Here is a 26,546-nt window from a genome sequence, read left to right on the forward strand (position 1 = left end):
TTATGAAACAAATGCTATTTATCGCATTAGGCGGGGCCGGAGGGGCCTTATGCCGCTATGGCTTGGTGAACCTAATCAACCAGTTTTACCATGGTAAGTTCCCCTTGGGTACGTTTAGTGTCAATGTGATAGGCTCGTTTTTAATTGGTGTAATGTATGTGCTTATTGCTGAGCGTTTATCGTTATCACCGGATTGGCGTAGCATTTTGATCGTGGGGTTTTTAGGTGCGTTTACCACCTTTTCCACCTTTTCATTAGAGGCGATTACACTGCTAGAGCATGGCCAGCTCGGCAATGCATTTTTATATATTATTAGCAGCTTAGTGGTTTGTTTGTTGATGGCTTGGCTGGCAATGATATTAACGCGCTTAGTTTTTTAGCGCGCTAGCCAATTCACTTTATATTCATTCGTTTTAAATAGGTTTTAAGCTCCATGCTAGATATTAAAATTATTCGCCAAGACCCTGCTGGCGTTGCCGAAAAATTAGCTAAGAAAAAATACACGTTAGATATAGCGGCCTTTGAAGCACTGGACAATGAGCGCAAAGTTGCTGATAGCGAAAGCCAGGCGCTACTGGCTGAGCGCAAGTCGGCCTCTAAAAAAATTGGCGAGCTGGTACAGTCTGGGGTTAGCGTTGATGAAGCCAAGCAGACGGTTAATGAAACCCTAGCCAAAATCGGTGAGCAATTAGAGTCTTTAAAAGAGCGCGCCCGCAAAGCACAAGAGGCTATGGATGAGTTGCTGTTGTCCATACCCAATATTCCAGACGATGCTGTACCCGTAGGCGATGATGAAGACGCCAACATAGAGGTGGCCACCTGGGGGACTAAGCCCAGCTTTAGTTTTGAGCCTAAAGACCATGTAGACATAGGTGAAGCGCTGGGAGGCCTAGACTTTGATACTGCCAGCAAAATAACCGGCTCACGTTTTGTGGTGATGCAGGGCGCTATGGCGCGTCTGCACCGTGCACTGATTCAATTTATGTTAGACACCCATATTAATGAGCACGATTACCAAGAAGTTTATGTGCCCTATATGGTTAATGCCGATTCCTTAAAAGGCACTGGCCAGCTACCCAAGTTTGAAGAAGATTTGTTTAAGCTAGGCGGCGAGCAGGGTTACTATTTAATTCCAACTGCCGAAGTGCCGGTAACTAATATGCTGCGCGACCAAATTGTGGACGCCAAGCAAATGGAATACGGCCTGCGCTACACCTGCCACACCCCTTGTTTTCGCAGTGAGGCCGGCAGCTATGGCCGCGATACCCGCGGCATGATACGCCAGCATCAGTTTGAAAAAGTGGAAATGGTGCAACTGGTTAAGCCTAGCGAGTCAGAGCAGGCCCTAGAGAGCTTAACCGGCCATGCCGAAGCCATATTGCAAAAGCTAGGCTTGGCTTACCGCAAGGTGATTTTATGCGGTGGCGACCTGGGTTTCTCGGCATTAAAGACTTACGACTTAGAAGTGTGGCTACCCGGTCAGCAAAAATACCGCGAGATCTCATCGTGCAGTAACTTTGGTGATTATCAAGCCCGGCGCATGATGGCAAGGTGGCGCAACCCCGAAACCAATAAGCCAGAGCTACTGCATACTCTTAATGGCTCTGGTTTAGCGGTAGGCCGCACCTTGGTTGCTATTTTGGAGAATTACCAAACCGAGCAGGGAACGGTTACCGTGCCCGAGGCCTTGCGCCCCTATATGGGTGGTATTACGGAGTTGTCTTAAGCAACGCCCTGCGGCAAGCCCTATAGTTAACATGACCTATACGCTGTGTTGGCTGCAGGGCTTGGCAAAATTTACCGTATTAGTATTAAAGAAGTGAGCGCTTGGGTCGATATTAGATTTAGGAGCTCACTTAATGATCAATTTACCCCCCATCAATACCACCCCTTTTAAGGCTACTGCTGCGGCTAAAAAAAGCCAGCGTAGGGCCTATGCCGTAGAGCCTGAGCGAGAAGAGCAAAAGCCTGTTACTGCTGAGCGCCGCGGCCACCGCAATCGTCGCAAAACCCCCGGCGGCCAGTACGTAGTCGACCGCCGTGTCAGTTCTGATAGACGCAAAGGGCGGGTCAATCTTATTGTTTAGTTTTTGTACTTACATGCTGGGTGCATAAGCGGGCCGCTTAGCCACTTGCTGGGGCTGATAATAGGGCATGGCATCCAGTAAAATTTGACCGGCCTCATTGAGTAAAGGGTCATTTTCATCAATGGCGTTGCTGGGCTCGTTAGCGGCGGTTTTTTCAGCTTGTTCTTTGCTGTCTTCCTCTTTGAGTTCGTCCAAGTCGGTTATCAAACTTAAGCCCTTAGCTTTTCTACGCTTGTTCTCTATGGCTAGGAGTTTATTTTTTTCCTCTTCATCCAAGGCTTTACGGTCGGCTATGTTCAATGGGATATGGGTTATTTTTTTGGCTTGGTCAGCCAGTTCATGCCTATCTTTCATAAAGATAAAATCCGGGTCATGGGCTACGCGTTGCTGATGTTGTTGCGCCAGAGTGGGGATGGCTTGCTCCAAGTTGTAATATTTGCGCAAATTCATGGCGGCTATGGTGTCCCAGGGTAGGGCATGCTCTAGGGAGCTTTCGCCCACTTTTTCGCTGTCGTACAAGGAGGGGAATAGAATATCGGGCACTACGCCGCGGTGCTGAGTACTTTCACCCGACACACGGTAAAACTTGGACTCAGTGATTTTTAACTGGCCTTGGGTTAAGTCATTGATGGACTGCACTGTGCCTTTGCCAAAAGAGGGCGAGCCGATAATCAGTGCGCGCTTATAGTCCTGCATAGCGCCGGCAAATATTTCAGAGGCTGAGGCACTGAGGCGATTAATGAGTACCACTACCGGCATATCAAAATAATTAGAGCGGTAGTTTTTACCGGCTCTATCAACCTTGCCATTGGAGTGGCGAATTTGCACGGTGGCGCCGGCTTCTATAAATAGGCTGGTCAAGGCATTGGCCTCGTCTAGTGAGCCGCCGCCATTATCCCTAAGGTCGATAATAATGCCTTCGGCCCCTTCGGCTTGCAGGGCGGTTACGTGTTTCATCACGTCGTAGCTAGTGCTTCTGAAATCGGGGTGGTTAATATCTCTTACGGCAAAGTTGCGATAAAAGGTGGGTAGGTCAATGACCCCAAGTTTATGCATGTTGCCTTGGTGCATAATATTTAACATTTTACGCTGCGCGCTTTGCTCTTCTAGCTTTACAGTGTCACGGCGTATCTTAATCAGCTTGCGCTCATCATCGGTTTTGGCGGTGACAGGGATGACCTCTAAGTGCACTATGCTGTCTTTAGGGCCGCGTATTAGGTCTACTACCTCGTCTAAGCGCATGCCTATGACGTCTACTAACTCTTCATCGCCTTGGGCAACGCCTACTATGCGGTCCGAGGGTTGTAGCTCGCCTTGTTTAAACGCTGGCCCTGCAGGTACCAGGCGTACTACCTTGGTATATTCGTCCTCTTGCTGCAGCACTGCGCCTATGCCTTGTAGGGACAGGCGCATATTAATATTGAAGTTTTCCGAGCTGCGCGGCGATAGGTAGTTGGTATGGGGGTCGTATAGCTCGGTAAGAGAATTGATATAAGCCTGAAACGCGTCCTCGGCGTTGGACTGCTGGACCCGGTTAAACTGGTTTTGATAGCGCTTGCTTAGCAGCTTGACTATTTCAGGGTCAGACTTGCCAGCTAGCTGCAGGCTAACAATGCGGCTTTTAAGCAACTTGCGCCACAGGTCGTCAGCGGCAGCAGCATCTTGTGGCCAGGGTTGTTCGGAGCGGTCTAGTAGTAGGCTTTCTTTGCGGTTTAAATCCAGGCTATCTATTAACGTGGGCAATTGTTCTTGTATAGCACTGATGCGTGCCAATACTCGTTGCTGGTAGCGGTTGTAAATGGCGTAGCCGGTGCTAAGGTCGCCACGTTTTAGTTCATCATCTAGCAGTAGGCGCTTGGGCTCAAACTCGGCTATATCACTGGCCAGAAAAAAGGTTTTGGCACCATCTAAGCGATTAAGGTAATTGTCGAAAAACTGTGACGATATGGCGTCATCCACTGGTTTTCCTGCGTAGTGCATATAGGTGAGTTTGCGGATGATTTCTTTGGTGGTTTTAGCTTGTTCGGCGGTGGGCGCTAGCGCGGGGGTAGTGGTTGGCACAGCCAGTGCGGCTGGTAGGCTGGCGCATATAAAAAATACGAGAGAAATCAGGGCTGTAAAACGACAAGACGTACGGCTAGCTGTGCTCAAAACAATATCCCAACTGTAAATTATTTAATTACAGGCATTATTTCATAGAGATTGCTGGTGTGCATCATCTATGTTTTAATGCCTGCATCGTTTCTATTTATACTCTTATAAAACAATAACATAGAGTAAATAGAGTAATAGTATACGCTGAAGCTATGGCAGGATACTGGGTACTACTCTGTTGCTAATACGGTGTTAAATCCCCGGGCAGTTTGAGTGCTGCGTATTGAACAATAACAGTAAGGGCTGTGGCGATAAGGCCTTAGCCGTGAACGGCGTAAAATAACTAGCACTAGATAAGTCGCCATTTATATTAAAGTTTTATGCCCACAGCGCGATATAAGCACTATGCACGCTTATATGCCGACTTTTTTGGCAATGGGTTTTATGCCTTTGGCTTTACTGTACTAAGCTAGGCTATGTTTATAGCTAGCCCAGCTGAGCAGCATCAATAAAACTGATATCTGTAATTAAAGCGCACAGTATTAAAAATGGTTTAACAGACTGATAACAGGGTCCAACAATGCTTAAAAAAAACCTAGCACTCAGATTGCTTTGCATTACCATTTTAACCGTTACCGTGGTGATGGTTTTATCTGGGGCCTATTCCTATAAGGCTGTTAAAAAGAACCTTATTGCTGATGCTGAGGAGAGTGTAAGTCTGGCTCTAGAGCGCATGCAGTTAAATTTACCGGCTTTGATATGGAATTTTGAGGAAGAGCAGTTGCAGCGTGTTGCGCGCTCTGAGCTTAAAAGCCATTATGTAAATTCTGTCACCATATTGTCGGAAAGCGACGATGAGCTTTTCTCCGGCGGCGATAAAAGTGGTAAGCAGTTTATTCAAGAACTTAAGCATAATGATAGCGGTGAAGTAAGTGTGGTGGGTAAAATCATCCTTACATTAGACCAAAACCGCATCGATAAAGAGCTTAACAACTCGCTGCAAAATGCCATGATACAAATTCTCATCATTATTGCCGTGTTATCAGCTTTGCTCATCATACTGGTTAGAAATATGGTGACCAGGCCAATCAATCTGGTCTGCAAGGGGATTACCGATATTGCTCATGGTGAAGGTGACTTAACTCAACGTATGCCTGTGCGAGGCCATGATGAGATGGCCGTGTTATCCGAACAATTCAATTTGTTTGTGACTCAGATACAAACCCTGGTGTTGTCCACTATGCAGTCTATCGTGAAGCTCAACCAGTTTGCTGGCAGCGTGCAGGACTCATCAGGTAAAGTGACGGGTCTGCTCTCGCAACAGCAAGATGAAACTAATTTGGTTGCAACTGCGGTTACAGAAATGAGTGCCAGCGCCAAAGAGGTTGCCGAGAATGCTCAAAACACTGCTGATGCCGCAAACCATGTAAAAGCCGATGCTGAAAATGTTCACGGCATAGTTAATGATTCGATTAATTCCGTTCAGGCTCTGTCTGGCCAGTTAGAGAAAACCAGCGAGGTTATCGATAATCTAGAGAACGAAGTGCAAGGCATAGTCACTATCTTAGAGGTAATTAGCGGTATAGCCGAGCAAACTAACTTGCTGGCACTCAATGCTGCGATAGAATCCGCCAGGGCGGGTGAGCAAGGTCGCGGGTTTGCGGTAGTAGCTGATGAAGTGCGAGCCCTAGCTAGCCGGACTCAGCAATCAACCAAAGAAATTAATAGTAATATTAACCGCTTAAAAGAAGGCTCTGCACTGGCAGTGCAGGTGCTAAAAGAGAGCCGTACTATAGGCGATGAGACGGTGGAGAGTGCTAAAAAGAGTGGTGAGTCCATCATTGCTATAGTGGAGTCAACTAAGCAGATTATGAATATGTCGACCCAGATCGCCACGGCTGTAGAGGAGCAAAGCCTCGTCTCTAACGATATAGATAGAAATATTTCACGTATAGTCAATACTGGCGAAGAGAGTAGCCATATTGTTAATGAAATTGCTGAGCAGGCCACTCAGTTAGCTTCTTTATCAAAAGAGCTAGATTTATTAATCCACCGCTTTAAGGTTGAGTAATTGTTTTGAGCTTTACATCTCAAAGTTTTAATAGATAGCGTGGGGAGTGTAACGATAAACGCCCCCTCAGATTTCACTACCTCCTGTTTTAGGCGGGCTAGGCAATGGCGCTACTATTGCTGCATACTATTATTGCTGCTGTGCCAACCGCAGGCTTACAGCGAAGAAATTAGCCTGGTCGGCGAAGAGTATTGTCCCCACAACTGCCAGCCTAACTCAAACAAGCCTGGCTATTTGGTTGAAATCGCCCAGCAGATTTTTACTGAAGCCGGCTATACGGTTACTTATAATAATATGCCCTGGTCCAGAGCACTGCATGGCGCCCGGTATGGCGAGTTTGATGCGGTTGTCAGTGTGGGGCCTGCAGAGGCGCCCGGTTTTATTTTTACCCAGGCAAAAATGGGCTATGCCAAGCATAATTTTTACACTCTTAGTGATAATCACTGGCAGTATACGGGTGATGAATCTTTAAACCAGGTGCGCTTAGGGGCCATTCAGGATTATTCATACGGCACTTTTTATTATCGCTACATTGTTCCTCATTTAGCAGAACCTACTCGGGTGCAAGTGATAGGCGGCAATGGTGGATTGGTCAGAAACTTAAAAAAGCTTGCTGCAGGTAGGATTGATGTACTGGTTGAAGATCAGTTTGTAATGGACTATTACCGCCACCATGAAAAACTAGGCATCAAACTACGTTTTGCGGGTGTGGCCGATGAAGAGGATTTATATATAGCCTTTTCGCCTGCCAGACCTAATTCGCGGCGCTATGCCCAAGTGTTAAACGAGGGCTATGAGCGCTTAGTTGCTAGCGGGCAGCTAGAGTTGATAATGGCAAAATATTTTCCGCGCTAACAGTAATTATAGCTTGCTGTAAAAGATCCCTTCCATAATGCTATCTTCGTTGCAATTATAGGCTGTGCCTGCTGGCTATTAAGTCTATCCCCTAAACCGTCCCGAACACTTGCCAGCTTCTGTTAGGCAATAATAACCAGTGTAGAATCACCTGAAATTTTGCTCATTTAAGTGGCTTTAGTGATACGCTGAGCAGGAAAGCTTCAGTAATTACCTTGTAGTGCATTCCATATTTTTCTTCTAGGCTGAGTTATGTTGGGCCAGCTTGCTGTGAAGATTGTTCTGGTGTTCATAAAGCACCAAATTGGATGGGTTTGGCATCTCCTCAGTGAAATAGACTCTGTGTACTATTGGGTTATAAGTCGATATTTGATTGTTGCAAAACCATGAATAAAAACGGTAGAGAGTATATATGTCACAAATTATCAGAAGTCTAAAAGCCATAATGCCTTTGGGGTGTTTGCTGTTGGGTGCTGGGGTCAGCGGCGTTCAGGCTGAAAGCTGGGACATTACTGACACAGGGCAGCCCAATTACGAGGTGGAGTTTTCTGTGACTGAGGGGACCTGGCTGAGTGTGGATGTTAGTCCAGACGGTAAGACCCTGGTTTTTGATTTATTAGGTGACATTTACACTTTGCCGGCCACTGGCGGTGAGGCCAGCTTGATTCGTGGTGGTGCGGCACTTGAACGTATCCCCAGTTTTAGCCCGGACGGATCTAAAATACTCTATGTGAGTGATCGCAGTGGTGAAGATAATATTTGGGTGGCTAACACGGACGGCTCAGCTGCCCGTATGATTACGCAAGAAACAACCAATATGCTGACCAATCCTGAATGGAGTGCTGATGGCGAGTATGTAGTAGCCGCCAGGGTTGGCAATACTTTTGACAGTCAGAAGATGTCTACCTTGCAGCTTTTTCATATCAATGGCGGTAAGGGCCGGACCTTAGTCGAAACGCCAGAAAACAAACGTGATGTACAAGAGCCTAACTTTTCTAGTGATGGCCGATATATCTACTATACGCAGCGGTTAGTTGATCATCATATTTTCGTCGATGCTAACCATGTTAATTACGGTATTATGCGCCGTGATTTGGCAACCGGGGAAACTACAGCTCTGATTAAAGGCTTTGGTGGCGCATTGTCACCACAAGTGTCGCCCAATAATAAACGGCTTGCGTTTGTGCGTCGTGTCAAAGATAAAACAGTTTTATTTGTACACGACCTTATATCTGGCGAGCAACGCCCGGTCTATGCCGATTTGGATCGTGATCAGCAGGCCGACTTTTATCTGCAAGGTGTTTACTACCCACAGTTTGATTGGTTTCCTGATAATAAGCATGTTGCGATTTGGGGCAAGGGTAAGTTATTTAAAATTAATATGGACACAGGTGAGGCTAAGGAAATTCCATTTCTGGCACACACCAAGCACCGAATTACTAAAACCCCTCGTTTTTCTGACGACTTGGCACCAGAGCAGCTCACGGTTAAAACAGTGCGCCAACTAGCTATTGCTAAAAAGCAATCTGATATGGTTTTTCACGCGCTGGGTTATCTATGGAAAAAAGAGTTACCTAATGGCAAGCCTAAACGTATCACTTCATCGCAGGCGTTTGAGTTTGATCCAGCCTTCTCACCTAATAATAGAAAGCTGGCTTACGTAGAGTGGGATGATGAAAAGGGTAGTGCTTTAACACTGGCAACCCCCAGCGGTAAGCGTAAAAACACTTTAGTTGAGAGCCGTGGCGTTATCCGACAGCCTGTATTTTCACCTGACGGTAAATACCTAGCCTACATCATCGATGAAAACAGCAAAACTTTGGGCGGCTACCGAGCAAAGCCGGGCTTGTATATTGTTTCTGTACAGGGTGGGGAATCGAAAAAGATTGCTGAGATGGCACAAACCCCTATTTTTTCTAATGATGGCAAACGCGTTTATTACACGCGCATGGAAAGCAAAAATACCTATATCTCCAGTGTTACTACAGAGGGATTTGACCATCGTGATCATGTGCTAGCCAAAGGTGCCGACCGGCATGAGCTAAAACTTAGCCCTGATGGCCAGTGGATCGCTTTCAAAGAAGACCAGCAATACTATGTGCTGCCCTATAAAGAAACAGGCGCCTTGACTGAAATTTCAGCTAAGGACGATGCCGTGCCTGTTACCGCATTAACGGTATCTAGCGGTTATAACCTCGCTTGGGCACCAGACAGTAGCGCCCTATATTGGACTCTGGGTAAGGATCTATACCGAGTTTCTAGCAGTGACTTTTCTACGCACGCTGCAAACGCTGCCCCCTACGCCAGTATTGGTTTAATCGCTAAAGGAGACAAACCAGCAGGTGTTGTTGCGTTTACCGGTGGCCAAGTGATTACCATGCAGGGCGATAAAGTTATTGCGCAAGGCACCGTAGTTGTTGAGGGTAATCGTATTGTTGCCGTAGGTGATGCTAACGAAGTGCTGATACCCAAAGATGCTCATATAGTAGACACCACAGGCAAAACGGTAATGCCTGGTCTGGTAGATATGCATGGCCACATAGACTGTTGTTATTACGGCGGACTAATGCCACAAAAACATGCTAGCCACTACGCTGCTGCCGCCTATGGAATAACTACTAATTATGATCCTTACACATCTGAAATTCCGGCCTATGCAGCTATGGAAATGCAACAGGCTGGTATTTTAGTGGGGCCTAGGTTTCTTTCTTCAGGCAGAGTGATCTATGGGCGCCCAGGTAAAGGTGATACAACGTATCAGCCATTGCATAGTTATGCCGATGCCGAGAATGTCATGGTGCGAAAAAGAGCATTAGGCGGACGTGTAATCAAAAGCTATAAGCAGCCTTCTCGGCGCGCACGCCAGCAATTGGTGAAAGCTGGCCGTGAGGCTGGCGTTATGGTCGATGCCGAAGGTGAGAGCCATTTTTACTTTGATATTAGTATGATCCTTGATGGTCACATGGCGCTAGAGCATGTTATCCCCGTAGCTAATTACTATGATGATATTGTGCAGTTAATGGCCCATAGTGATATCGCCAATACGCCTACGCTGAATGTGACTTTTGGTGAGATCATGGGCGAAAATTATTTTTATCAAAGTACCCGCGCTTGGACAGACCCCAAAATAAAGTCCTATGTGCAAGATACCACTTCAAGTTACAGCCCTGTAGGTACACCTTATTCTGCCCCGTTGCATGTGCGTAGCATGACCAGCTTGCATGCCGCTGAAGAAATTTGGGATGTAGGCTTTAGGGCTGCCAGCCGCTCGGTAAAAAAACTGGATGATGCTGGTGTGATTATCAATGCAGGTTCTCATGGTCAGGTTTATGGTCTGGCACTGCATTGGGAGCTACAGTCTATGGCGCAGGGTGGTATGGAAAACCATAAGATACTGCGTACTGCAACGATCAACGGCGCTAAGACATTAGGCGTGGAGGAGCAAATAGGTTCTTTGCAAGTTGGTAAGCTCGCCGACATTATCGTGCTAGAAAAAAATCCATTGGCAGATATACGCAACACCAACAGTGTCATTTATACCATGATAAATGGGCGTTTATACGATAGCTTCAGCATGAATGAAGTTGGCAATTATCAGCGTCCACGCAGTAAGTTTTATTGGGAACTCCCAGATTATAACGATATAGACTGGAATGAGGCCTGGTCCGGTCAGTAAGCCTATTTCGTTAACTAATCTGTTGGGAGTATATAAATGTTTATTGTACGTAGAGGTTTTTTCGAGTGGCTGACTATCCTATGGCTTGCTGCTGGCACAGTGTCAGCTGATACATGGGATATCACTGATACTGGACAACCCTATAAGGATGTTGCATTTACCCTGCAAGAAGGCACTTGGATGAGTGTTGATGTGCATCCAGATGGTCAGTTTCTAGTGTTTGATTTATTAGGGGATATTTACCGACTGCCTATTACTGGTGGCGAGGCAACATTAATAAAAGGCGGTCCAGCGATGGATCGCATGCCTCGGTTTAGTGCTGATGGTAACTCGCTGCTCTATATCAGTGATAAAAGCGGTGAGGATAACGTCTGGATTACCTCCTTAGATGGTAGCAATTCGCGACAGGTCACTTATGAGAGTGTTGATGTAGTCAGCAACCCAGCATGGGAACCCAGTGGAAACTATATAGCAGCCACCAAGCTATCTTCACAGTACAGTGATTTATTTACTTCCGAGCTTAGGCTATACCATATCAATGGAGGAAGTGGTCAACCTCTGGTCGAGTCGCCGCATGCGTTTCAAAATGTTACGCAAGCGCAGTTTTCAGCAGATGGGCAATATTTGTATTACACCCAAAAAGTAGGCGGCCCTAACGGTCAAGGTGTTTTTATTGATGCTAATCATACGGTGCATGCCATTATGCAGCGCAATATGGAGACCGGAAAAACCACAGAATTATTAAAAGGTTTTGGTGGTGCAACCACCGCGCAAGTTTCTCCCGATAGCCAACGCATTGCATTTGTCAGGCGGGTCAAGGATAAAACAGTTCTGTTTGTCTATGACCTGAACAGCGGCGAACAGCGGCCGGTCTACGACCAATTAGATCGCGATATGCAAGGCGAGTGGATTGCTCAGGGTACCTATTACCCGCAATATGATTGGTTTCCCGATGGTCGTCATATTGCCATTTGGGGGCAGGGCAAACTCTATAAGGTAGATACCCAAACTGCTTCGGCCACAGAGATACCTTTTCGTGTTACCGCCAAGCACCGCATCACCGAGGCCACACGTTTTACTCAACAATTAGAGCCAGAAACGCTAACCGTTAAGGCTATAAGGCATTTAGCGCTATCAGCTGACCAGCAAAGCATGGTTTTTAATGCGCTAGGCCGTTTATGGTATAAAACTTTACCTGCTGGCCAGCCAAAACGTTTGACGGACAGCCAGGCTTTTGAATTTGAGCCGGTATTTTCCCCCGATGGTAAATCGCTGGCTTATGTGGAGTGGGACGATGAGCAAGGCAGCACATTAAAACTGCTAACCTTGGATGGATCAAAGTCGAAATCCCTGCTAAAAGACCGCGGTGTAATTAGGCAACCAGTTTTTTCAGCCAATGGAAAAATGTTGGCCTATCAAATACAAGAAGACAGTAAATGCATGGGGGGGTTTGGTAATGCCAGCGGCATATACACCTTGTCGTTATCTCATAATTCAAAACCATTATTAGTAACAAAATTGGGAGTCAACCCTCAATTTTCACCCAATAGCAAACGGCTCTACTACTTACTTGATGATGTGGACAATAATATTGCGGTTACTAAATTAATCAGCGTCAATTTACAGGGGCAGGATTCTCGAACTCATGCTGTTATGCCTGTAGCTGAACGCTCTGAGTTACGGTTAAGCCCCAATGGTAAATGGCTAGGATTCAAGGAGCAGCAAAACTACTATGTGATGCCATTGGCTGATGCAGGTGGGGCGATGAAGGTGTCAGCCAGTGAGGCCGTGACGCCGGTAACACAGTTATCAAAAGTAGGTGGTTATAATCTGACATGGGCGGGTGATTCATCCACAATATATTGGATGTTGGGTGAAGTCTTGCACAGTCTAAACATTAACAGCAAACAGTACGGCTCCCCAATATTAACAGGCCTTAAAGTAAAATCTGATGTACCAGAGGGGACTATAGCTTTCACAGGTGCTCGGTTAATTACAATAACTAACGGTGTTATAGAAGATGGCACACTACTAGTTAGAAATAATCGTATTGCGGCAGTAGGTTCTAGGCTAGATATTGCTATTCCCAAGGGCGCTAAAGTTATTGATAGCCGTGGTAAAACTATAATGCCCGGTTTAGTCAATATGCATGGCCATGTTGACAGTTGCTATTATCAATCTACTGGAGCTACTCCACAAAAACAGGCCAGCCTATATGCCTCGTTGGCCTATGGTATTACTACCAACTTTGACCCTTATTCTTCTGAGCTACCCAGTTATGCCGCCAGTGAAATGCAATTATCAGGTGACAGGGTAAGTCCACGAACCATCACTGTGGGTAGTGTTATCTATGGGCGTCCAGGAAAATCTGATCCTGTTTACACGCCGGTTAATAATATAACTGATGCCAACAATATAATGCTGCGAAAAAAAGCGCTGGGTGGAAGTACTATAAAAAGTTATAGGCAACCACAACGGCGACAAAGACAGCAATTGGTTAAGGCTGCTAGGGAGTCTGAAGTTATGGTGTCCATAGAAGGGGAGAGTCACTTCTATAATAATATTTCTGCGATACTAGATGGGCATAACACCATAGAGCACAACCTACCTGTTGCAAATTATTACGACGATGTTATTCAACTTTTTTCTCATAGCCAAACAGCAAATACTCCAACCTTAGTCGCAACATTTGGGGAAATCATGGGTGAGAATTTTATTTATCAAACTAGTCGCCCCTGGGAAGATCCACGTATCGATAGTTTTGTTCCGGAAGTCACTAGTGGCTACAGCCCACTGGGAATTCAATATGCAGCGCCGCTTTATGCCCGCGCAATGACAAGTTTGCATGCCGCAGACGAGTTGTGGGATATAGGCTTTAAGGCTGTGGCCAGATCTACCAAAAAATTAGATGATGCCGGTGTGCTGGTTAATGTTGGTTCACATTCACAGGTACAAGGGCTGGCGATGCATTGGGAGATGCAATTGATGGCCGAGGGCGGGATGAGTGCTGAACGGGTGCTCAGAGCGGCCACCTTAAATGGCGCAAAAACTTTAGGTTTAGATAATGATATAGGCAGTCTTACTGTAGGCAAGCTTGCCGACTTAATAGTGCTGGAGAAAAACCCTTTAGAAAATATTCTCAATAGTAAAACGGTTGTGCAAGTCATGATAGGTGGCAGGCTTTACGATAGCTATAGCATGAATGAGATAGGTAATTATAACCGTCCTAGAGCGCGTTTTTACTGGGAGTCTGGTGATGATAAGGGAACGGGGTGGAATAAGGCATCTCAGGGGCAATGACGTCTAATAGGGACGTTTATGCGGCCCTATTTATGGTGACAATGATGCACCGGCCTTGTGTTCTTTAGCACCTTCCGAAGGTGGGTGTTTCAGGGTACTGTTAAAATTCAAAATAATTAGAGGTGGGGATAGAAATGAAACAAATATGTGCAAGTAAAAAAAGATTGCTATGTAGTGGGATAATGTTGGCCATGGCAATGCCTTTGGCCAATGCTGCTGTCGCTAGTGAAAAAAAACGTCTTGAGGAAGTCATAGTAACAGCTTCAAAACGTGAGCAACGGCTGCTTGATGTCCCCATGTCTATAGCGACTATGTCCGGCGATGAGTTGGAGATTAGAGGTGTTGATAATATTCAAGATCTTTCTTTTGCGGTGCCCGGGTTAACAATGCGTGAAGATGGCCCAGGTAGCTATCAAGTGTTTTTGCGTGGTATAGCCAATGCTCACGGTGGTGGTGCCTTAACCAGCATATACCAAGATGAGATTCCCATGGTATTAACGGGCACAGAAATATTGCCTGTTAGAACCTTAGACCTAGAACGTATAGAAGTACTTAAAGGGCCCCAAGGAACACTCTATGGCCAGGGTGCTGTTGGTGGTGCCATTAGGTATATTACTGCCCGCCCAAATATGGATGGTTTTTCAGGTCGCTTAGAAGCCGAGGCTTATTCTGTTTCCGAGGGTGATATGGGTTTAGGCGCTACTGCAATAATTAATACACCAGTAGTTGAAGACAAATTTGCTATTAGGTTAGTAGCGGATATAAAAGATGGCGGCGGCTGGCAAGATCAACCCGAGGCCGGTATTAAAGATGGCAATGATGAAGAGTTAAAGACAGCTAGGCTTAAGGCATTATGGCTACCTACGGATGAGCTTGAAGTGCTTGCTACTGCCATCACCTATAAAGCTGAATATGAACTAGGCCAAGGCTATGAACAGCCTGACCGTACTGTTTATGTTGCTGTTGACCCTTCAACAAAGTTGATAGATAAAGAGTGGGATTACGACGTATTTAATCTTGAGCTAACGTACGATTTAGGTTTTGCTGAGTTGTTGAGTTCATCAACATATACGGATATGGAGGTTAACTATCCCTTCTCGTATTTTGGTGGCCCCGAAACTATCTACGAAGGTGATCTTTCTGGCTATAGCAACCGTTATAACTCGGGAGATCAATTTACTCAGGAGTTACGCCTGTCCTCAACGGGTGATAAACAACTGCAGTGGACGGTTGGTCTATTTTACAGCGACATGGCAATGGACCTAAGCATACCCGAAGTTGTAACTGAGTTTTTCGGTGTTGTTTATCTTTCTGATTATTTTACCGAGCAAACTTCGAAATCTTATTCTGTTTTCGCAGACGTTGCCTACCAGCTAACAGATAAGTTAAATGTTGGTGTGGGTGTGCGTTATTTTGAAGACAAACAAACTGATCTTGTAGTCGGGTCAGCGGGTAAGCAAGAAGGTGAGTTTGATTCGGTAGACCCTCGTGTCTATATGACCTATGCGTTAGACGATAATATGAGTATTTATGCCAGCGCCGCAAAGGGATTCCGTAGTGGCGGCTTTAATGGTTTCGATTTTGGCGGTGATGAACTGCCAGACTTTGACCCCGAATCACTTTGGAGTTATGAAGTAGGCTATAAAGCAAGTTTATTAGATGGCGAGTTATATGTTGATATGGCTGTGTATTACACAGAATATGACGATATGCTACGTCGCGGTCTAGTCTTTATACAGGGTCGTGGCTTTCAATCACTAATTAGCAATATTGGTAAAGTAGAAGTTACTGGCTTTGATGGTTCTATCAACTGGAAAGCTACAGACGCGCTGACCCTTGATGCTTCTGTTGCCATTATTGATGCTGAGGTTAAGGCTATAGGTGCCACAGACACTGCCAATATTCCAGGTGATCCTATAGATTATGTGCCCGATTATAGCTTTACCCTGGGTGCTACCTATAACTTTATGTGGTCAGACACCAAGCCGGGCTTTGTACGCTTGGGTTATAGCTACAGAGATGAAATGCCTTATGTCGATAGAACCAGTTTCCCAGAGGAAAATGTCGATCAATTCTCTGATAAAATTGGTTTGTTTGATGCTCGCATAGGATTAACTATGGGTGATGTTAGTTTCGAGCTTTATGGCCAGAACCTAACAGATGAAAATAAATACATAGACCCATATAGTGCATGGAATAATGCAAATCGCACAAGACCACGCACTGTAGGCTTAAAAGTCGCTTACGATTTCTAAGTTAGCCTGCCATAATCAACGCTGCAGATTATAACGACGTCATGATCTGCAGCGTTGCAATATCCCAATATTCCCATCTTTTCTAATACTAATAATTGTGTTCGCTAATTAGATTTAATATGTGTTTTATTATTAGTCTTGTTCAGTCTTAATCTCGTAAGCTCCTTATTTTAATCTATCAATATTCTATCTAGTAAGTTTCTAAGTATTGATCCTAGATTAACATTAGTAATTATTCTGTTGCTCTTATGTCACCAGCCTCATGTGTTTTGTCAATGGCTGGAGATATTGATGTTCAAGTATTCTATGTGACTGTAAATTAATGAAAATCAAGGATAATAAAATATGGAGTTTCATCCGAGTCGTTCAATATTTAAAAAAAAATTAATTGCTCAAGCACTTGCTGCAAGTACCATCTTGGCCGGGTCAGCCTCGGTAGTCAGTGCACAGGAAAAAAACAGTATAAAACTAGAAGAGCTTATAGTTACTGCAACGTCACGCGCTAGCTCAGTACAAGACATACCTTATAATATATCGGCAGTTCAGGGTGACCTAATCTCCGCGCAACATATCACAGATCAAAGTGAGTTGTTGCGATCCATGAGTGGTATCGTTGTCGCAGATAAAGGTCAAAGAAATGCAGGTACAGTCAATAGCATTATCGTGCGTGGCCTGAATGTCGATGGGGGGAGCCAAGGTGATGTCGCTCTATCGGCCGTACCTACGGTATCGACTTATGTAGATGCAACGCCAATATTTTCGAATTTTCTTCTTAAAGATCTTGAACGTGTTGAAGTATTACGTGGGCCTCAGGGAACTCTATATGGCTCAGGTTCTCTTGGCGGAACGGTACGTTATATCACTAATAAACCTGATCCTAGCCAATTCGAAGCCAGCTTCAAAATAGATTATAGCCAGACTAGAGGTTCAGACGGTGATAATTTTAGCAATGACATCATGGTCAATATCCCCATTACAGAAAAAATAGCCATTCGTTTAGGTGCTGGTAATGTCGATAATGACGGTGTTATAGATTATAAAAATCTTTATCAGCTAAGCCCTAGTGGTGACCCATTAATCGATGATGGCAATGGCAATTGTATTGCTCCAGATTCCGCCACAGATAGCCAAAAGATTAATAATGGCGCATGTTATCAAAATAAAGATGATATGGATTGGGTTGACATTACGTACGCCCGTGCAGCTATGCTTTGGGATATCAACGAGAAGATAACGGCTCAAATAAGCTATCAAAGGCAGTCTGATAAAACTGGTGGTCGTCGAGCAGTTACCCCTGGGGCAGATTATTTTGATAATGAATATAAAGAGTTTGAAAATGGATCTACACTTGCCGAGCCCTCTTCACGGGAGGTTGAATTAACAAGTCTTGATGTTGAATGGGATCTTGGGTTCGCAACCCTGACGTCAAATAGTTCTTATTATGATCATGAAGGACGTGCTGAGAGTGATAATACACCTATCTGGGTCAGCGGCGGCAGGCAATTTTTTAATAATTACTATCCGGGTATGCCTCGCCCGGCCGTTGTGGCTGATCGTTCGTTCTCTGATTCAGCACTGACTCAAGAGTTGAGGCTGGTATCAAATGAGAACAGCAGCGCTATTGACTGGGTTGCAGGTGTCTTTTATATGGATCAGGACAGAAATGTGGGGCAGTATAGTCTTCAAAAAGGGCTGGAAGAATATGCACCATTAAGGCTAGGGTTTGAAACCACAGAGATTGATACCGTTTATCAAAGAGATGAAAAAATAAGTGATATCTCACTTTATGGTGAAGCTACATATAATATTAGCGATGAACTACGTGTTACAGGTGGAATACGTTGGTTTAAAACTACATTCGACAACACTGTTCAGTTAGGGTTTCCTATCTGTGTCTGTGATCCAAGCGTGCCAACGGTAACTCAACCCAGCTTTGAGGATGATGATATTTTATTCAAAGCTAATATAGCTTGGGATCTTGATGAGTGGAATATGCTCTACAGTACGATTTCAGAAGGGTACCGACGTGGTGGTTCAAATGCGATTGTGCCTTTTGGTTTACCATTTGGTGAGCCGAACCATGAGACTATTATGACATATGATAGTGATAGCGTCATAAATTACGAAGTTGGCTTTAAAGGGAAAACTGATAGTACTTCTTATACTGTGTCATTATTTTATATAGATTGGTCCACTCCACAAATAAACACAACAACCGGTGCTTTTGGCTTTTTCATGGCTGCCAATGGTAAATCAGCAACAACTCAAGGACTAGAGATGGAGATTGAAGGGTATTTGACAGAGCGCCTGCATTACTCAGGCGGCTATACTTATACAAATGCCAAGTTAAGCGATGATTTTATCGGTAAGCAGTTTAATAATGTGATCGCTGAAAGCGGGGAAAAGCTACCAGGTATTCCTGAACAGCTAATAAATGTTGCACTGGATTATACAATGCCGGTATCTGAACGTTGGGATTTAATTCTTCGTTTAGATGGTTACTACCAATCAGATATGAAAAATTATATTAGTGAAAATAGTACTTTGCATAAAAAACTAAAGCCATTCACATTGTGGAATACATCTGCAAGCTTGCAATACGATAGCTGGATAGCTTCTATTTATATCAAAAATATCACGGATGAGAAGGCAGTAACCGGATCATTTCCAACGTCCTATCATGGTTTAGATACAGGTGTATTTGAAAACTGGCTTGGGAATGGAACCCGGGATAGTATTGCTCGTCCTAGGACTGTCGGTGTCACGTTAGGCTATCGTTTCTAAAGATGATATGATTTGCTATTAAATACAAGGGCTTGTCTAAGCCCTTTTTTCTAATGCTTAATTACCAAGCAGTAAAAAGAAGGCCTACGGAAACTATTTATTAAGATAGATCAGTTACACTAATAGGACTAATATGGCTCTTATCTGAAATTTTTGAAAATAGTTTATCTACTTAATATTATAAATTGCCGCTATTCATGGATAAATAGCGGCCATTTTCTCAGATAAAATTGATCTATTAGCGATAGGCGGTTTGTTGCCATTTGCCGGGGTTAATAATTAGCTGGTCAGGCGTTTCAAATTTAAGCGTTAACGGGTAGCGACCAGGTACCATGAATTCATTTTTCGATACAGGTATCAATTCAGTTGCACTTGTCCGTCCAATAGCAAATACATCACGTATGCCAGTGGCTAGTGCGTATAGTTTATTGCGCTTATTAGTTATCTCAACTTGGGCAAACTCACTAAAGGTATATTTTCCGGTTAGTTTGTTTAGATATTGTTTGTTTAATTGTAAATTGCTCTTAGGTATGGCTGCTTTGGGTTGCTCGGGTATTGAGGATAGTATCGCATCCCACATTACTTCAGATGCGACAGTTCCTAAAACGGCAGAGGACATAGTGTTTTCTTCTAGCTCGGCTGTGGACACTGCATACAGTACATCGCCGTCAAATATAGTCGTAAAAGGCTGTATGCCTCTGGCCATTGATGTATGAACTTGAGTGGCCAAACGTTTTAACTCAGCTTGTGAGAGTTTCTGATTGGTTACTATTAAGCTAATGGTTGTGTTTTTGCTGCTAGCTTGCTGCTGTTTTTGCTCATCCCAGTTGTCTAAATTATCAGGGTATTTGGCTAAAACCTCTGCCATTGCAGCGTTTTGAGGCCAGTTCTCACCTGGGTAACAAGCCGCCATCTTGCCCTTACGATCTACTATAGCGCCTAGCGAATTCACTACGGTAAAGGCAGCAATTTTAATATCGCCAATTTCTCTATAGGCACCACCCTGGCCCGAATAGGCATTACAGCCAAACAGGCCTCCAGAGATAGCAGAGCGACCTGCTCCATGAGGCCCCAATGGGAATATACCTGTTTTCGCTGCTCGGTATGTTGACTGAGCAAGACGCTTGTCAGGGTATATTTCATTGAGCCTACGGGCTCCAAAGTCAAATATAATCGAACCAACAGACATAGCTATATTGGGCGTCAGGGAAAATGCATCACCATCACGTAAGCCGTCATCTTTAAGGGCTGTGGCTACCGCAGTTGTGGCCTCTAGCCCATACCAGGATCCACCAGCAAAAACGACCGTGTCAAGTTCAGCCATATCATAGCCTAAGTCCATATAGGGGGCATTAACGGTACCAGGGCCGCCACCACGTACATCAACAGCAACATTTACTTTGCGTTCAAAATGAAAAACAGTCACGCCTGTAGGCCCCTCTTCATAGCTGCCGGTACCAACCTTAAGAATGGGCCAATCATAACTGAGGTTTCTTTCACTTTTTTGGTTAATACGCGGATATAAAGCATCTTGTTTAGTTGATTCGGCCCAACTGGCCGAAGAAATAAGTGTTGTAATTAAAAGAGTGAAAGGGAGCTTATGTTTTTTTATGGGATTCATGTCTTAGCCTTGTGTGTATTAATTGCTTGTTTTTGCCAAACGGCCTTGTTCATCACTTTGATAATTACCATAATTGACAGGCCGGTAGTGATAAGACCAACAATGAAAATAAATAGCTGGCTAATAAAACCATGGCTTCTACCACTGTGTAAGGGGAGTTGAGCGTAGTAGAATAAATCACCTGCAGAGCCAGCAGTAGGCGTTTTTTCGCCAACTACTGCGCCGTTTTCTGCGCTTAGGTAAAGCCAATTGTTACCCATGCCCGCAGGGTCACGTAAGCCAAATGCCATGCCATAAAAATTATAACTGTGGCTATAAAACAGCTCACCTATAGGCTGAGTCCAGCCTCGTTGTTGGCCTAACTGAGTAGCCATTTGATAGGCATCCTGATAGCTGAGTTTACGCTTGCCATAATCCGCAATTGTATGCTCACCGTATTGTTCATAAATACTGGCGGCGACAGGGGAAAACAGCGAGACCACAGGCTTAAATAGCTGTTGTGAAAAGTTCATAGCAATACTACTAACAGCAACAGGCAACATTAATATGGCTAGTAAGACGGTCGTTGGTAAGGATAGACCGATACTGGGCAGCCCTTTTTTATTTATAATTGCACTGTACAGCATAGTTAAACACGCCAAAGTCCAGGCGCAGGCGACTATCCCCATTATTGAAAACCCTATATTGCCTGGCAGGGTTAATGAGTGGTGCAATTCATAAAGGTAGTTCAGTAGGTTTTCAGCTTCAAAACAGCATTTTCCCCACATACGGGCGCCGATAATTTCACCACTTACCGGGTCCATATAAAAGTAATTGTTTTCAAGTTGGGCATATTGCTGGTTTTTTTCATCCCAGCTGGGTGAAACGGCCAGCATGCTACTTCTACCGGTAGCTGCTGGCGCCTGCTGGTACCATACTTCTGCTCCAGGCACTGTACTTTCTAAGCGGTCAATCAACTCGGTGGCAGGAAGTAAAGGGCCAGAGGTATTTGTTTGATAAAAATCCGGGTTTAGCCATTCATCAATTTCATAATAAAATGCTTGTATGCTGCCGGTAAAAGCTGCAATCGCTAGTAAAAAAGCCATTATTGCAGTGCATAATAAAAAAAATCTGCGAATTAAAATAATCATACTGTTAGTCCTACCATTTGCAGAGTGGACAGCTATTGGAAGTCACTCAGTGAACACATAAACTGTCAACAGTATACGGCTAGGCCTAAGCTATTTCAGTTGCTAATTTGTCACCAAACTACACTAATTTAGCAACTGTTATTAGTGGTAAATTAAGTATGTTGTTTAGTGCACGTTTAAAGTATTTACCCTTCATTTCATGGCAAATCCACTAACAACTAATTGCATTATGGAAAAGGATTTACTGCTGTTTATAGTTGCTTTATTTTAAGGTGTTTTCTTCCCCTATATATCCATGGTCACCCTTATTTGGGCTGTTGCTAATTTATCACCGCGTCTAGAGCAATTGGCAACTTCATGATTATTTCGATTTGCTTATACTTATTCCTAACCATAGCGATAACCAGAGGAACTAGGGTGGGCAAGCGAGGAATAGTTTATAAGTGTTTATTTAGATTGCAGAAATCAAGCTTTATCGCGTTTTACACCATTTTTTTTAGTTTGCTGTCGCTGAATATTAAAGCCGCCGACAGTAACAATTACCCTGTCATTGCTGGTGCATGGGGTGATGGGCAAGGTGGCGTTATTGTTGTGCAGGCTAATGGCCGATTTATGGATGTTGATGGAAAAGATGACTACTCAGTATATCGTAGCAGCTGTTTGTTATCGGCTGATTGGAAGAAAGCCCAATGTCATGGTCAAGGTGTGCAATATAAAACAGGCAAACGTTTTTTACTCGTTAGTCAGTGGCAGCTTGAAAAGGGAAAGATTAGTGAGCACTGGGAGGCATATTTTGGCGATAAAAACTTACAAGGGCAGTTGCTGTTTAGGCCTTTGAACAACTCGTTCTAATAAACATCAATACTTTAATTTATATTATTTATCAACGTAATGAATACCACAATATTTATGGAAATTATGAAAAAACTAAACTGTATTAACAGTGGCTTATTAGTAATAGCCATTACTATGACTTCAGTAGCAGCAGTGCAAGCTGATGATCTAAAAACCATACGTGATGCTATCGCTGTACAGGAACAACAGCTGTATTCCTTAAAACTCAGACTAGAGCGGCTTGAGGCTAGCAAAAGTGGTCAAGATGAACGTATAGAAGAGGTGATAATCCCAGCCGCAAACAATTCAGCGGTAAGTTGGAGCAACCCATCACCGAAGTTCAGTAGTAAAGATAAAGGTTTCAGCTTTAAATCACGGGGTAAACTGCAAGCTGATGCTATGTTTGCTAGCGAAGATTACGGTAGTGGTAGTGAAATACGGCGTGTTCGTCTTGGTGCGCAAGGTGATATAGATGAAAGTATAGACTACGTAGCAGAAATAGATTTTAGTAATAAAAAAGTGGGCTTTGAGGATATCTTTATCCGCTATCGATTAAGTAATGCTACAACAGTTCGCATAGGGCATCATGAGGCTTCAGTTTCACTGGATGATGAAACCAGTGATTCCAATCACAGTTTTCTAGAGCGTTCCCTACATAATGCTTTAAGTTTAGGTCGGTCAGTGGGTGTGGGCTTTGAAACACAGGGTGAGTGGTGGTCTTTGAATACAGGTTTATTTGGCAAGCCTGAAGCCGATAATAATCCTGGCCACAATGAAGGTTGGCGATTTGCATCACGTTTATTAGTGACGCCTGTTAAAAATGAACAGCAAACACTACATATGGGTTTTGCCGGGTACTATGTCGAACTTGATGATGAGACGGATTATCGTTTAAGTAGCCAGCCTGAAAACCATCAGTTAGCAGCACTGTTTGATACTGGTAGTCATAGCGCTAGCGATATCCGTTATGCCGGTATAGAAACAGCCTATCAGTATAATAATGTGTTACTTCAGGCCGAGTTAGGTCAACAAACTGTAGATTATATGAGCTTGTCCGATGCTAGTTTTGTTAGTGGATATGTGCAAGCTGCATGGGTTATTACCGGGGAGCAGCGCAGTTATCAACGTGGGCGAGGTAGCTTTGGCGGTATCAAACCTTCCAATGGTCTCGAGTCTGGTGGTTTAGGGGCTTTAGAAATGGCTGTTCGCAGCAGTTATATGGACTTGGTTGATGGCGATGTTTATGGTGGTAAGGGGCATGTGTATTCATTAGGTCTTAACTGGTATCCACGCAACCATCTTCGTGTATCAGCAAATTTAATTCATTTTGATGTTACTGAAAGTCTTGAGGCCCAGCCTCAGGGCGCTAGCAACCATCGTGGTAATTCGTTGGTATTACGTAGTCAGTTAAGCTGGTAATAATAATGGATTTTAAAGACTGGAATATAGTACATCGTTCATTGCTGTTGGTATTTATTTATGCAGTTTCATCCAACGTAGTTGCGTCAGCTGTAGATGATTATCACTTTGAAGGTAGTATAGCTAAGCACAGCCGTTATGTTGCCGAAGGGCGCGATAATATTAACGGTAAAGATCTATATTCATTAGAGGCATTTGCATATTGGCAATCATTTGCCGCCACTTTGTGGTATGGCCATGGTGTCGATGATCCATACAAAGAGCTAAAAGTGGGGCTTGAGTATGGCTTTGATTGGGGCGATACAGAATTTACAGTGGCTTATACAAGGCTGACATTTTTAGATAGCAATGAAAATGATAATGAGTTTTCATTGGCTATAGTTTTTCAAGATGTTTTTTCTGTAGTGCCATCAGTAGATTATGTTTATGCGACAGAAGCTTCGGGGGGCTTTCTAGAGCTAAGCTTAAGCTCTTTGTTCGAATTTAAAGAACAGGGGGTAAGCATAGAACCCTATATAACCGAAGGCTTTGACTTGGGTTTTGCAACTAAAAAGCATGACGGCCCTAATCACTTACAGCTAGGGGTAGATGTTAGTTATCACTTATCTCCTAGCACGGCAATAATTGCCAATATTAACAAAAGCTGGAGTCAAAAAGATATTCATCGTGAAGGTTTGGGTGATCAATTCTGGCTTAGTCTTGGTTTTTCTATAGCTTTATAATTACAATTTTATGGTGGTTTCATGCGTGCTAAGGTAGTATCTTTTCATCGATATTTGGGCTTAATACTAGCTGCTTTCCTAATATGTTCAGGCCTTACTGGTAGTGTTATTGCCTTTAAAGATCAGATTGAGATTTGGTTGAACCCAGAGCTTTTTATCATTGATGAGATTGGCAAGGCTAGCTTACCAGCATCAGAATTGGTTGCTAAGCTAGAGGCTAGCGACCCTCATATTTTGGTCAATTATCTGCCAATTACCTCTGAGGCTGAACATGCACTTATTGCCTATATTGAGCCAAAAATAAACCCTGCAACCAATCGTCCCTACGAGCTGGATTATGATGAGGTTTTCTTCAATCCAGCAACAGGGGACGTGACTGGTAGGCGTATGTGGGGTGAGTGTTGTTTTGAGTCGCAAAATATAATTCCGTTTATCTATAAACTACATAACCGTTTACTAATGGAGAAACCTTGGGGTAGTCGAATCTTGGGAATAGTCGGGTTGTTGTGGATATTGATGTCGGTAATGGGCATTTATCTAACTTTTCCGCGGGGTGGTAAGTTCTTTAATGTTTGGAAAAAATCCTGGCTAGTACAGTGGCGACACCCTTGGCGGATAAAATTTCTGCAATTACATAAAAGTATAGGGCTATGGTGCTGGGTGTTTATGCTATGTGCTGCAGTTAGTGGTGTATCAATGAATTTGTCTAGTGAAGTATTTGACCCTGTGGTCACATCTCTTTCCCCCTATACAGATAAAGTCAAAGCGGATGAGTCAGATTTAACCTTTCAGGCTGTTGATTATTCTGCAGCCTTAATGGCGGCAAGAAAATATGCCGAAAATAATAATCTGCCAGCTATACCTAAGAAAATAAGTTATTCATCATCTAATAATAGCTACCGTGTTAGCCTGGGTTGTGATTGCGATACCGGATTGGGCCCCAATACTATTTATGTAGGCGCAGGTAGTGGGCGTGTGCTTGGTGTTGATAATCCAAGCGCTGGCAGTGCTGGAGACTTTCTAGCTGCATTAAGGCTGCCTTTACACAGTGGTGAGGTGGCTGGCCCCATGGGGAGTTTTCTGGTTTCATTAACCGGTTTGATGACAGCTCTTTTAGCCATATTTGGTGTTAGTTTATGGATAAGAAGGCGGGTTTTAACTTAGTAAGCTGTTGTCATTCTTCTATGTAACATACTTTTCTTCACGCCTAGTTCAAGGATGAGCTGATAGTTATAGTCACAGTTATAAGCTATTAGGTAGTCTTTTTAGTGCTGAAGTGATAATAACTACGTATATAATTTACCTCCTAATCATTACGGATATTCTGATTATATTGTTGGCTTGATATCATTTGGTGTTTGTTAAACACGTATCCCAGACTGCCTTTAACAATTTATAAACTTTCTGTCTATAATCATTTTCAAAGCGGTTTATTGCAAAGGTATTTGCAATCAATTGTTAGTCTGAATTATTGCTTATACAGTGTTAAAAATAATTGCCTGTTCGAAATATAATCTGGTTAGTGTTTCTTAATTTTCTGTTTATAATCGTAAAACAGTACGATACATTGTTATCTATAAGCGTAATAGATAAATGTTAGTGCTATTTATTAAGGTAATAATTATCAGCTAGCCGTTAAGTGCTAATTTTTTCTGAAAGGAAGCTCTAAATTAAAAGAGATGGTGTGCAAAGTGATTT

Annotated in this window: 16 protein-coding genes; 13 read left to right on the plus strand and 3 right to left on the minus strand. The window is 43.7% G+C overall.

Annotation, left to right across the window (positions count from 1 at the left end):
* The first annotated feature begins 2 nt into the window (after positions 1–2).
* The 3 genes from crcB to NO559_RS03590 all read left to right on the plus strand — a co-directional run bounded on the left by crcB (position 3) and on the right by NO559_RS03590 (position 2,087).
* Positions 3–380, plus strand: coding sequence for a fluoride efflux transporter CrcB (crcB, locus tag NO559_RS03580; protein ID WP_258330419.1), 378 nt, complete (start codon positions 3–5; stop codon positions 378–380).
* Between the two features lie 53 nt (positions 381–433).
* On the plus strand, positions 434–1,726 hold the full coding sequence (gene serS, locus NO559_RS03585) for a serine--tRNA ligase (protein WP_258330420.1): 1,293 nt from the start codon (positions 434–436) through the stop codon (positions 1,724–1,726).
* A gap of 133 nt (positions 1,727–1,859) precedes the next feature.
* On the plus strand, positions 1,860–2,087 hold the full coding sequence (locus NO559_RS03590; protein WP_258330421.1) for a hypothetical protein: 228 nt from the start codon (positions 1,860–1,862) through the stop codon (positions 2,085–2,087).
* Between the two features lie 9 nt (positions 2,088–2,096).
* Here the strand turns inward: NO559_RS03590 and NO559_RS03595 are convergent, their stop codons facing one another.
* Entirely contained in the window at positions 2,097–4,238 is a 2,142-nt protein-coding gene (locus NO559_RS03595) for a carboxy terminal-processing peptidase (RefSeq protein ID WP_258330422.1), read from the minus strand.
* Between the two features lie 523 nt (positions 4,239–4,761).
* Between NO559_RS03595 and NO559_RS03600 the strand changes: the two genes are divergently transcribed.
* From NO559_RS03600 to NO559_RS03625, 6 genes are all read left to right on the plus strand, one after another.
* On the plus strand, positions 4,762–6,252 hold the full coding sequence (locus NO559_RS03600) for a methyl-accepting chemotaxis protein (RefSeq protein ID WP_258330423.1): 1,491 nt from the start codon (positions 4,762–4,764) through the stop codon (positions 6,250–6,252).
* Positions 6,253–6,384: 132 nt separating this feature from the next.
* Complete coding sequence (locus NO559_RS03605; RefSeq protein ID WP_258330424.1) at positions 6,385–7,107, plus strand: ABC transporter substrate-binding protein; 723 nt, start codon at positions 6,385–6,387, stop codon at positions 7,105–7,107.
* Between the two features lie 412 nt (positions 7,108–7,519).
* Positions 7,520–10,783 (plus strand): amidohydrolase family protein, encoded by a 3,264-nt coding sequence (locus tag NO559_RS03610; protein WP_258330425.1) that lies wholly within the window; start codon positions 7,520–7,522, stop codon positions 10,781–10,783.
* Positions 10,784–10,819: 36 nt separating this feature from the next.
* Positions 10,820–14,083: an amidohydrolase family protein gene (locus NO559_RS03615; protein ID WP_258330426.1), complete on the plus strand. Its 3,264-nt coding sequence runs from the start codon at positions 10,820–10,822 to the stop codon at positions 14,081–14,083.
* 134 nt (positions 14,084–14,217) lie between these two features.
* Complete coding sequence (locus NO559_RS03620; protein WP_258330427.1) at positions 14,218–16,338, plus strand: TonB-dependent receptor; 2,121 nt, start codon at positions 14,218–14,220, stop codon at positions 16,336–16,338.
* A 345-nt stretch (positions 16,339–16,683) separates the two neighbouring features.
* Positions 16,684–19,122, plus strand: a complete 2,439-nt coding sequence (locus NO559_RS03625; protein WP_258330428.1) for a TonB-dependent receptor — start codon at positions 16,684–16,686, stop codon at positions 19,120–19,122.
* A gap of 238 nt (positions 19,123–19,360) precedes the next feature.
* Here NO559_RS03625 and NO559_RS03630 read toward each other — a convergent pair whose 3' ends face one another.
* The gene (locus tag NO559_RS03630; RefSeq protein ID WP_258330429.1) at positions 19,361–20,743 is read right to left on the minus strand and encodes a P1 family peptidase; all 1,383 of its coding nucleotides are present in this window, start codon (positions 20,741–20,743) and stop codon (positions 19,361–19,363) included.
* A complete protein-coding gene (locus NO559_RS03635) occupies positions 20,740–21,828 on the minus strand; it encodes a PepSY domain-containing protein (RefSeq protein ID WP_258330430.1) in 1,089 nt (362 codons plus the stop codon). The genes NO559_RS03630 and NO559_RS03635 overlap by 4 nt, the downstream gene beginning before the upstream one ends.
* A gap of 462 nt (positions 21,829–22,290) precedes the next feature.
* On the opposite strand from NO559_RS03635, the gene NO559_RS03640 reads away from it, so the two are divergent.
* Genes NO559_RS03640 through NO559_RS03655 form a run of 4 tightly spaced genes read left to right on the plus strand, consistent with a single transcriptional unit; the run spans position 22,291 to position 26,012 of the window.
* The gene (locus tag NO559_RS03640) at positions 22,291–22,725 is read left to right on the plus strand and encodes a hypothetical protein (protein ID WP_258330431.1); all 435 of its coding nucleotides are present in this window, start codon (positions 22,291–22,293) and stop codon (positions 22,723–22,725) included.
* Between the two features lie 57 nt (positions 22,726–22,782).
* Entirely contained in the window at positions 22,783–24,126 is a 1,344-nt protein-coding gene (locus NO559_RS03645; RefSeq protein WP_258330432.1) for an OprO/OprP family phosphate-selective porin, read from the plus strand.
* A gap of 5 nt (positions 24,127–24,131) precedes the next feature.
* Positions 24,132–24,848, plus strand: coding sequence for a hypothetical protein (locus tag NO559_RS03650; protein ID WP_258330433.1), 717 nt, complete (start codon positions 24,132–24,134; stop codon positions 24,846–24,848).
* A 21-nt stretch (positions 24,849–24,869) separates the two neighbouring features.
* On the plus strand, positions 24,870–26,012 hold the full coding sequence (locus tag NO559_RS03655; protein WP_258330434.1) for a PepSY domain-containing protein: 1,143 nt from the start codon (positions 24,870–24,872) through the stop codon (positions 26,010–26,012).
* Positions 26,013–26,546 lie beyond the last annotated feature (534 nt).

The sequence above is a fragment of the Dasania sp. GY-MA-18 genome (assembly GCF_024734385.1).
In the GTDB taxonomy this organism is placed as follows: domain Bacteria; phylum Pseudomonadota; class Gammaproteobacteria; order Pseudomonadales; family Dasaniaceae; genus Dasania; species Dasania phycosphaerae.

Bases quoted from the DNA above. Each gene is read 5' to 3' on its own strand.
- NO559_RS03615 (WP_258330426.1), top strand. From the start codon at position 10,820: ATGTTTATTGTACGTAGAGGTTTTTTCGAGTGGCTGACTATCCTATGG.
- crcB (WP_258330419.1), top strand. From the start codon at position 3: ATGAAACAAATGCTATTTATCGCATTAGGCGGGGCCGGAGGGGCCTTA.
- NO559_RS03600 (WP_258330423.1), top strand. From the start codon at position 4,762: ATGCTTAAAAAAAACCTAGCACTCAGATTGCTTTGCATTACCATTTTA.
- NO559_RS03590 (WP_258330421.1), top strand. From the start codon at position 1,860: ATGATCAATTTACCCCCCATCAATACCACCCCTTTTAAGGCTACTGCT.
- NO559_RS03625 (WP_258330428.1), top strand. From the start codon at position 16,684: ATGGAGTTTCATCCGAGTCGTTCAATATTTAAAAAAAAATTAATTGCT.
- NO559_RS03610 (WP_258330425.1), top strand. From the start codon at position 7,520: ATGTCACAAATTATCAGAAGTCTAAAAGCCATAATGCCTTTGGGGTGT.
- NO559_RS03655 (WP_258330434.1), top strand. From the start codon at position 24,870: ATGCGTGCTAAGGTAGTATCTTTTCATCGATATTTGGGCTTAATACTA.
- NO559_RS03620 (WP_258330427.1), top strand. From the start codon at position 14,218: ATGAAACAAATATGTGCAAGTAAAAAAAGATTGCTATGTAGTGGGATA.
- serS (WP_258330420.1), top strand. From the start codon at position 434: ATGCTAGATATTAAAATTATTCGCCAAGACCCTGCTGGCGTTGCCGAA.
- NO559_RS03635 (WP_258330430.1), bottom strand. From the start codon at position 21,828: ATGGCTTTTTTACTAGCGATTGCAGCTTTTACCGGCAGCATACAAGCA.
- NO559_RS03630 (WP_258330429.1), bottom strand. From the start codon at position 20,743: ATGAATCCCATAAAAAAACATAAGCTCCCTTTCACTCTTTTAATTACA.
- NO559_RS03650 (WP_258330433.1), top strand. From the start codon at position 24,132: ATGGATTTTAAAGACTGGAATATAGTACATCGTTCATTGCTGTTGGTA.
- NO559_RS03645 (WP_258330432.1), top strand. From the start codon at position 22,783: ATGGAAATTATGAAAAAACTAAACTGTATTAACAGTGGCTTATTAGTA.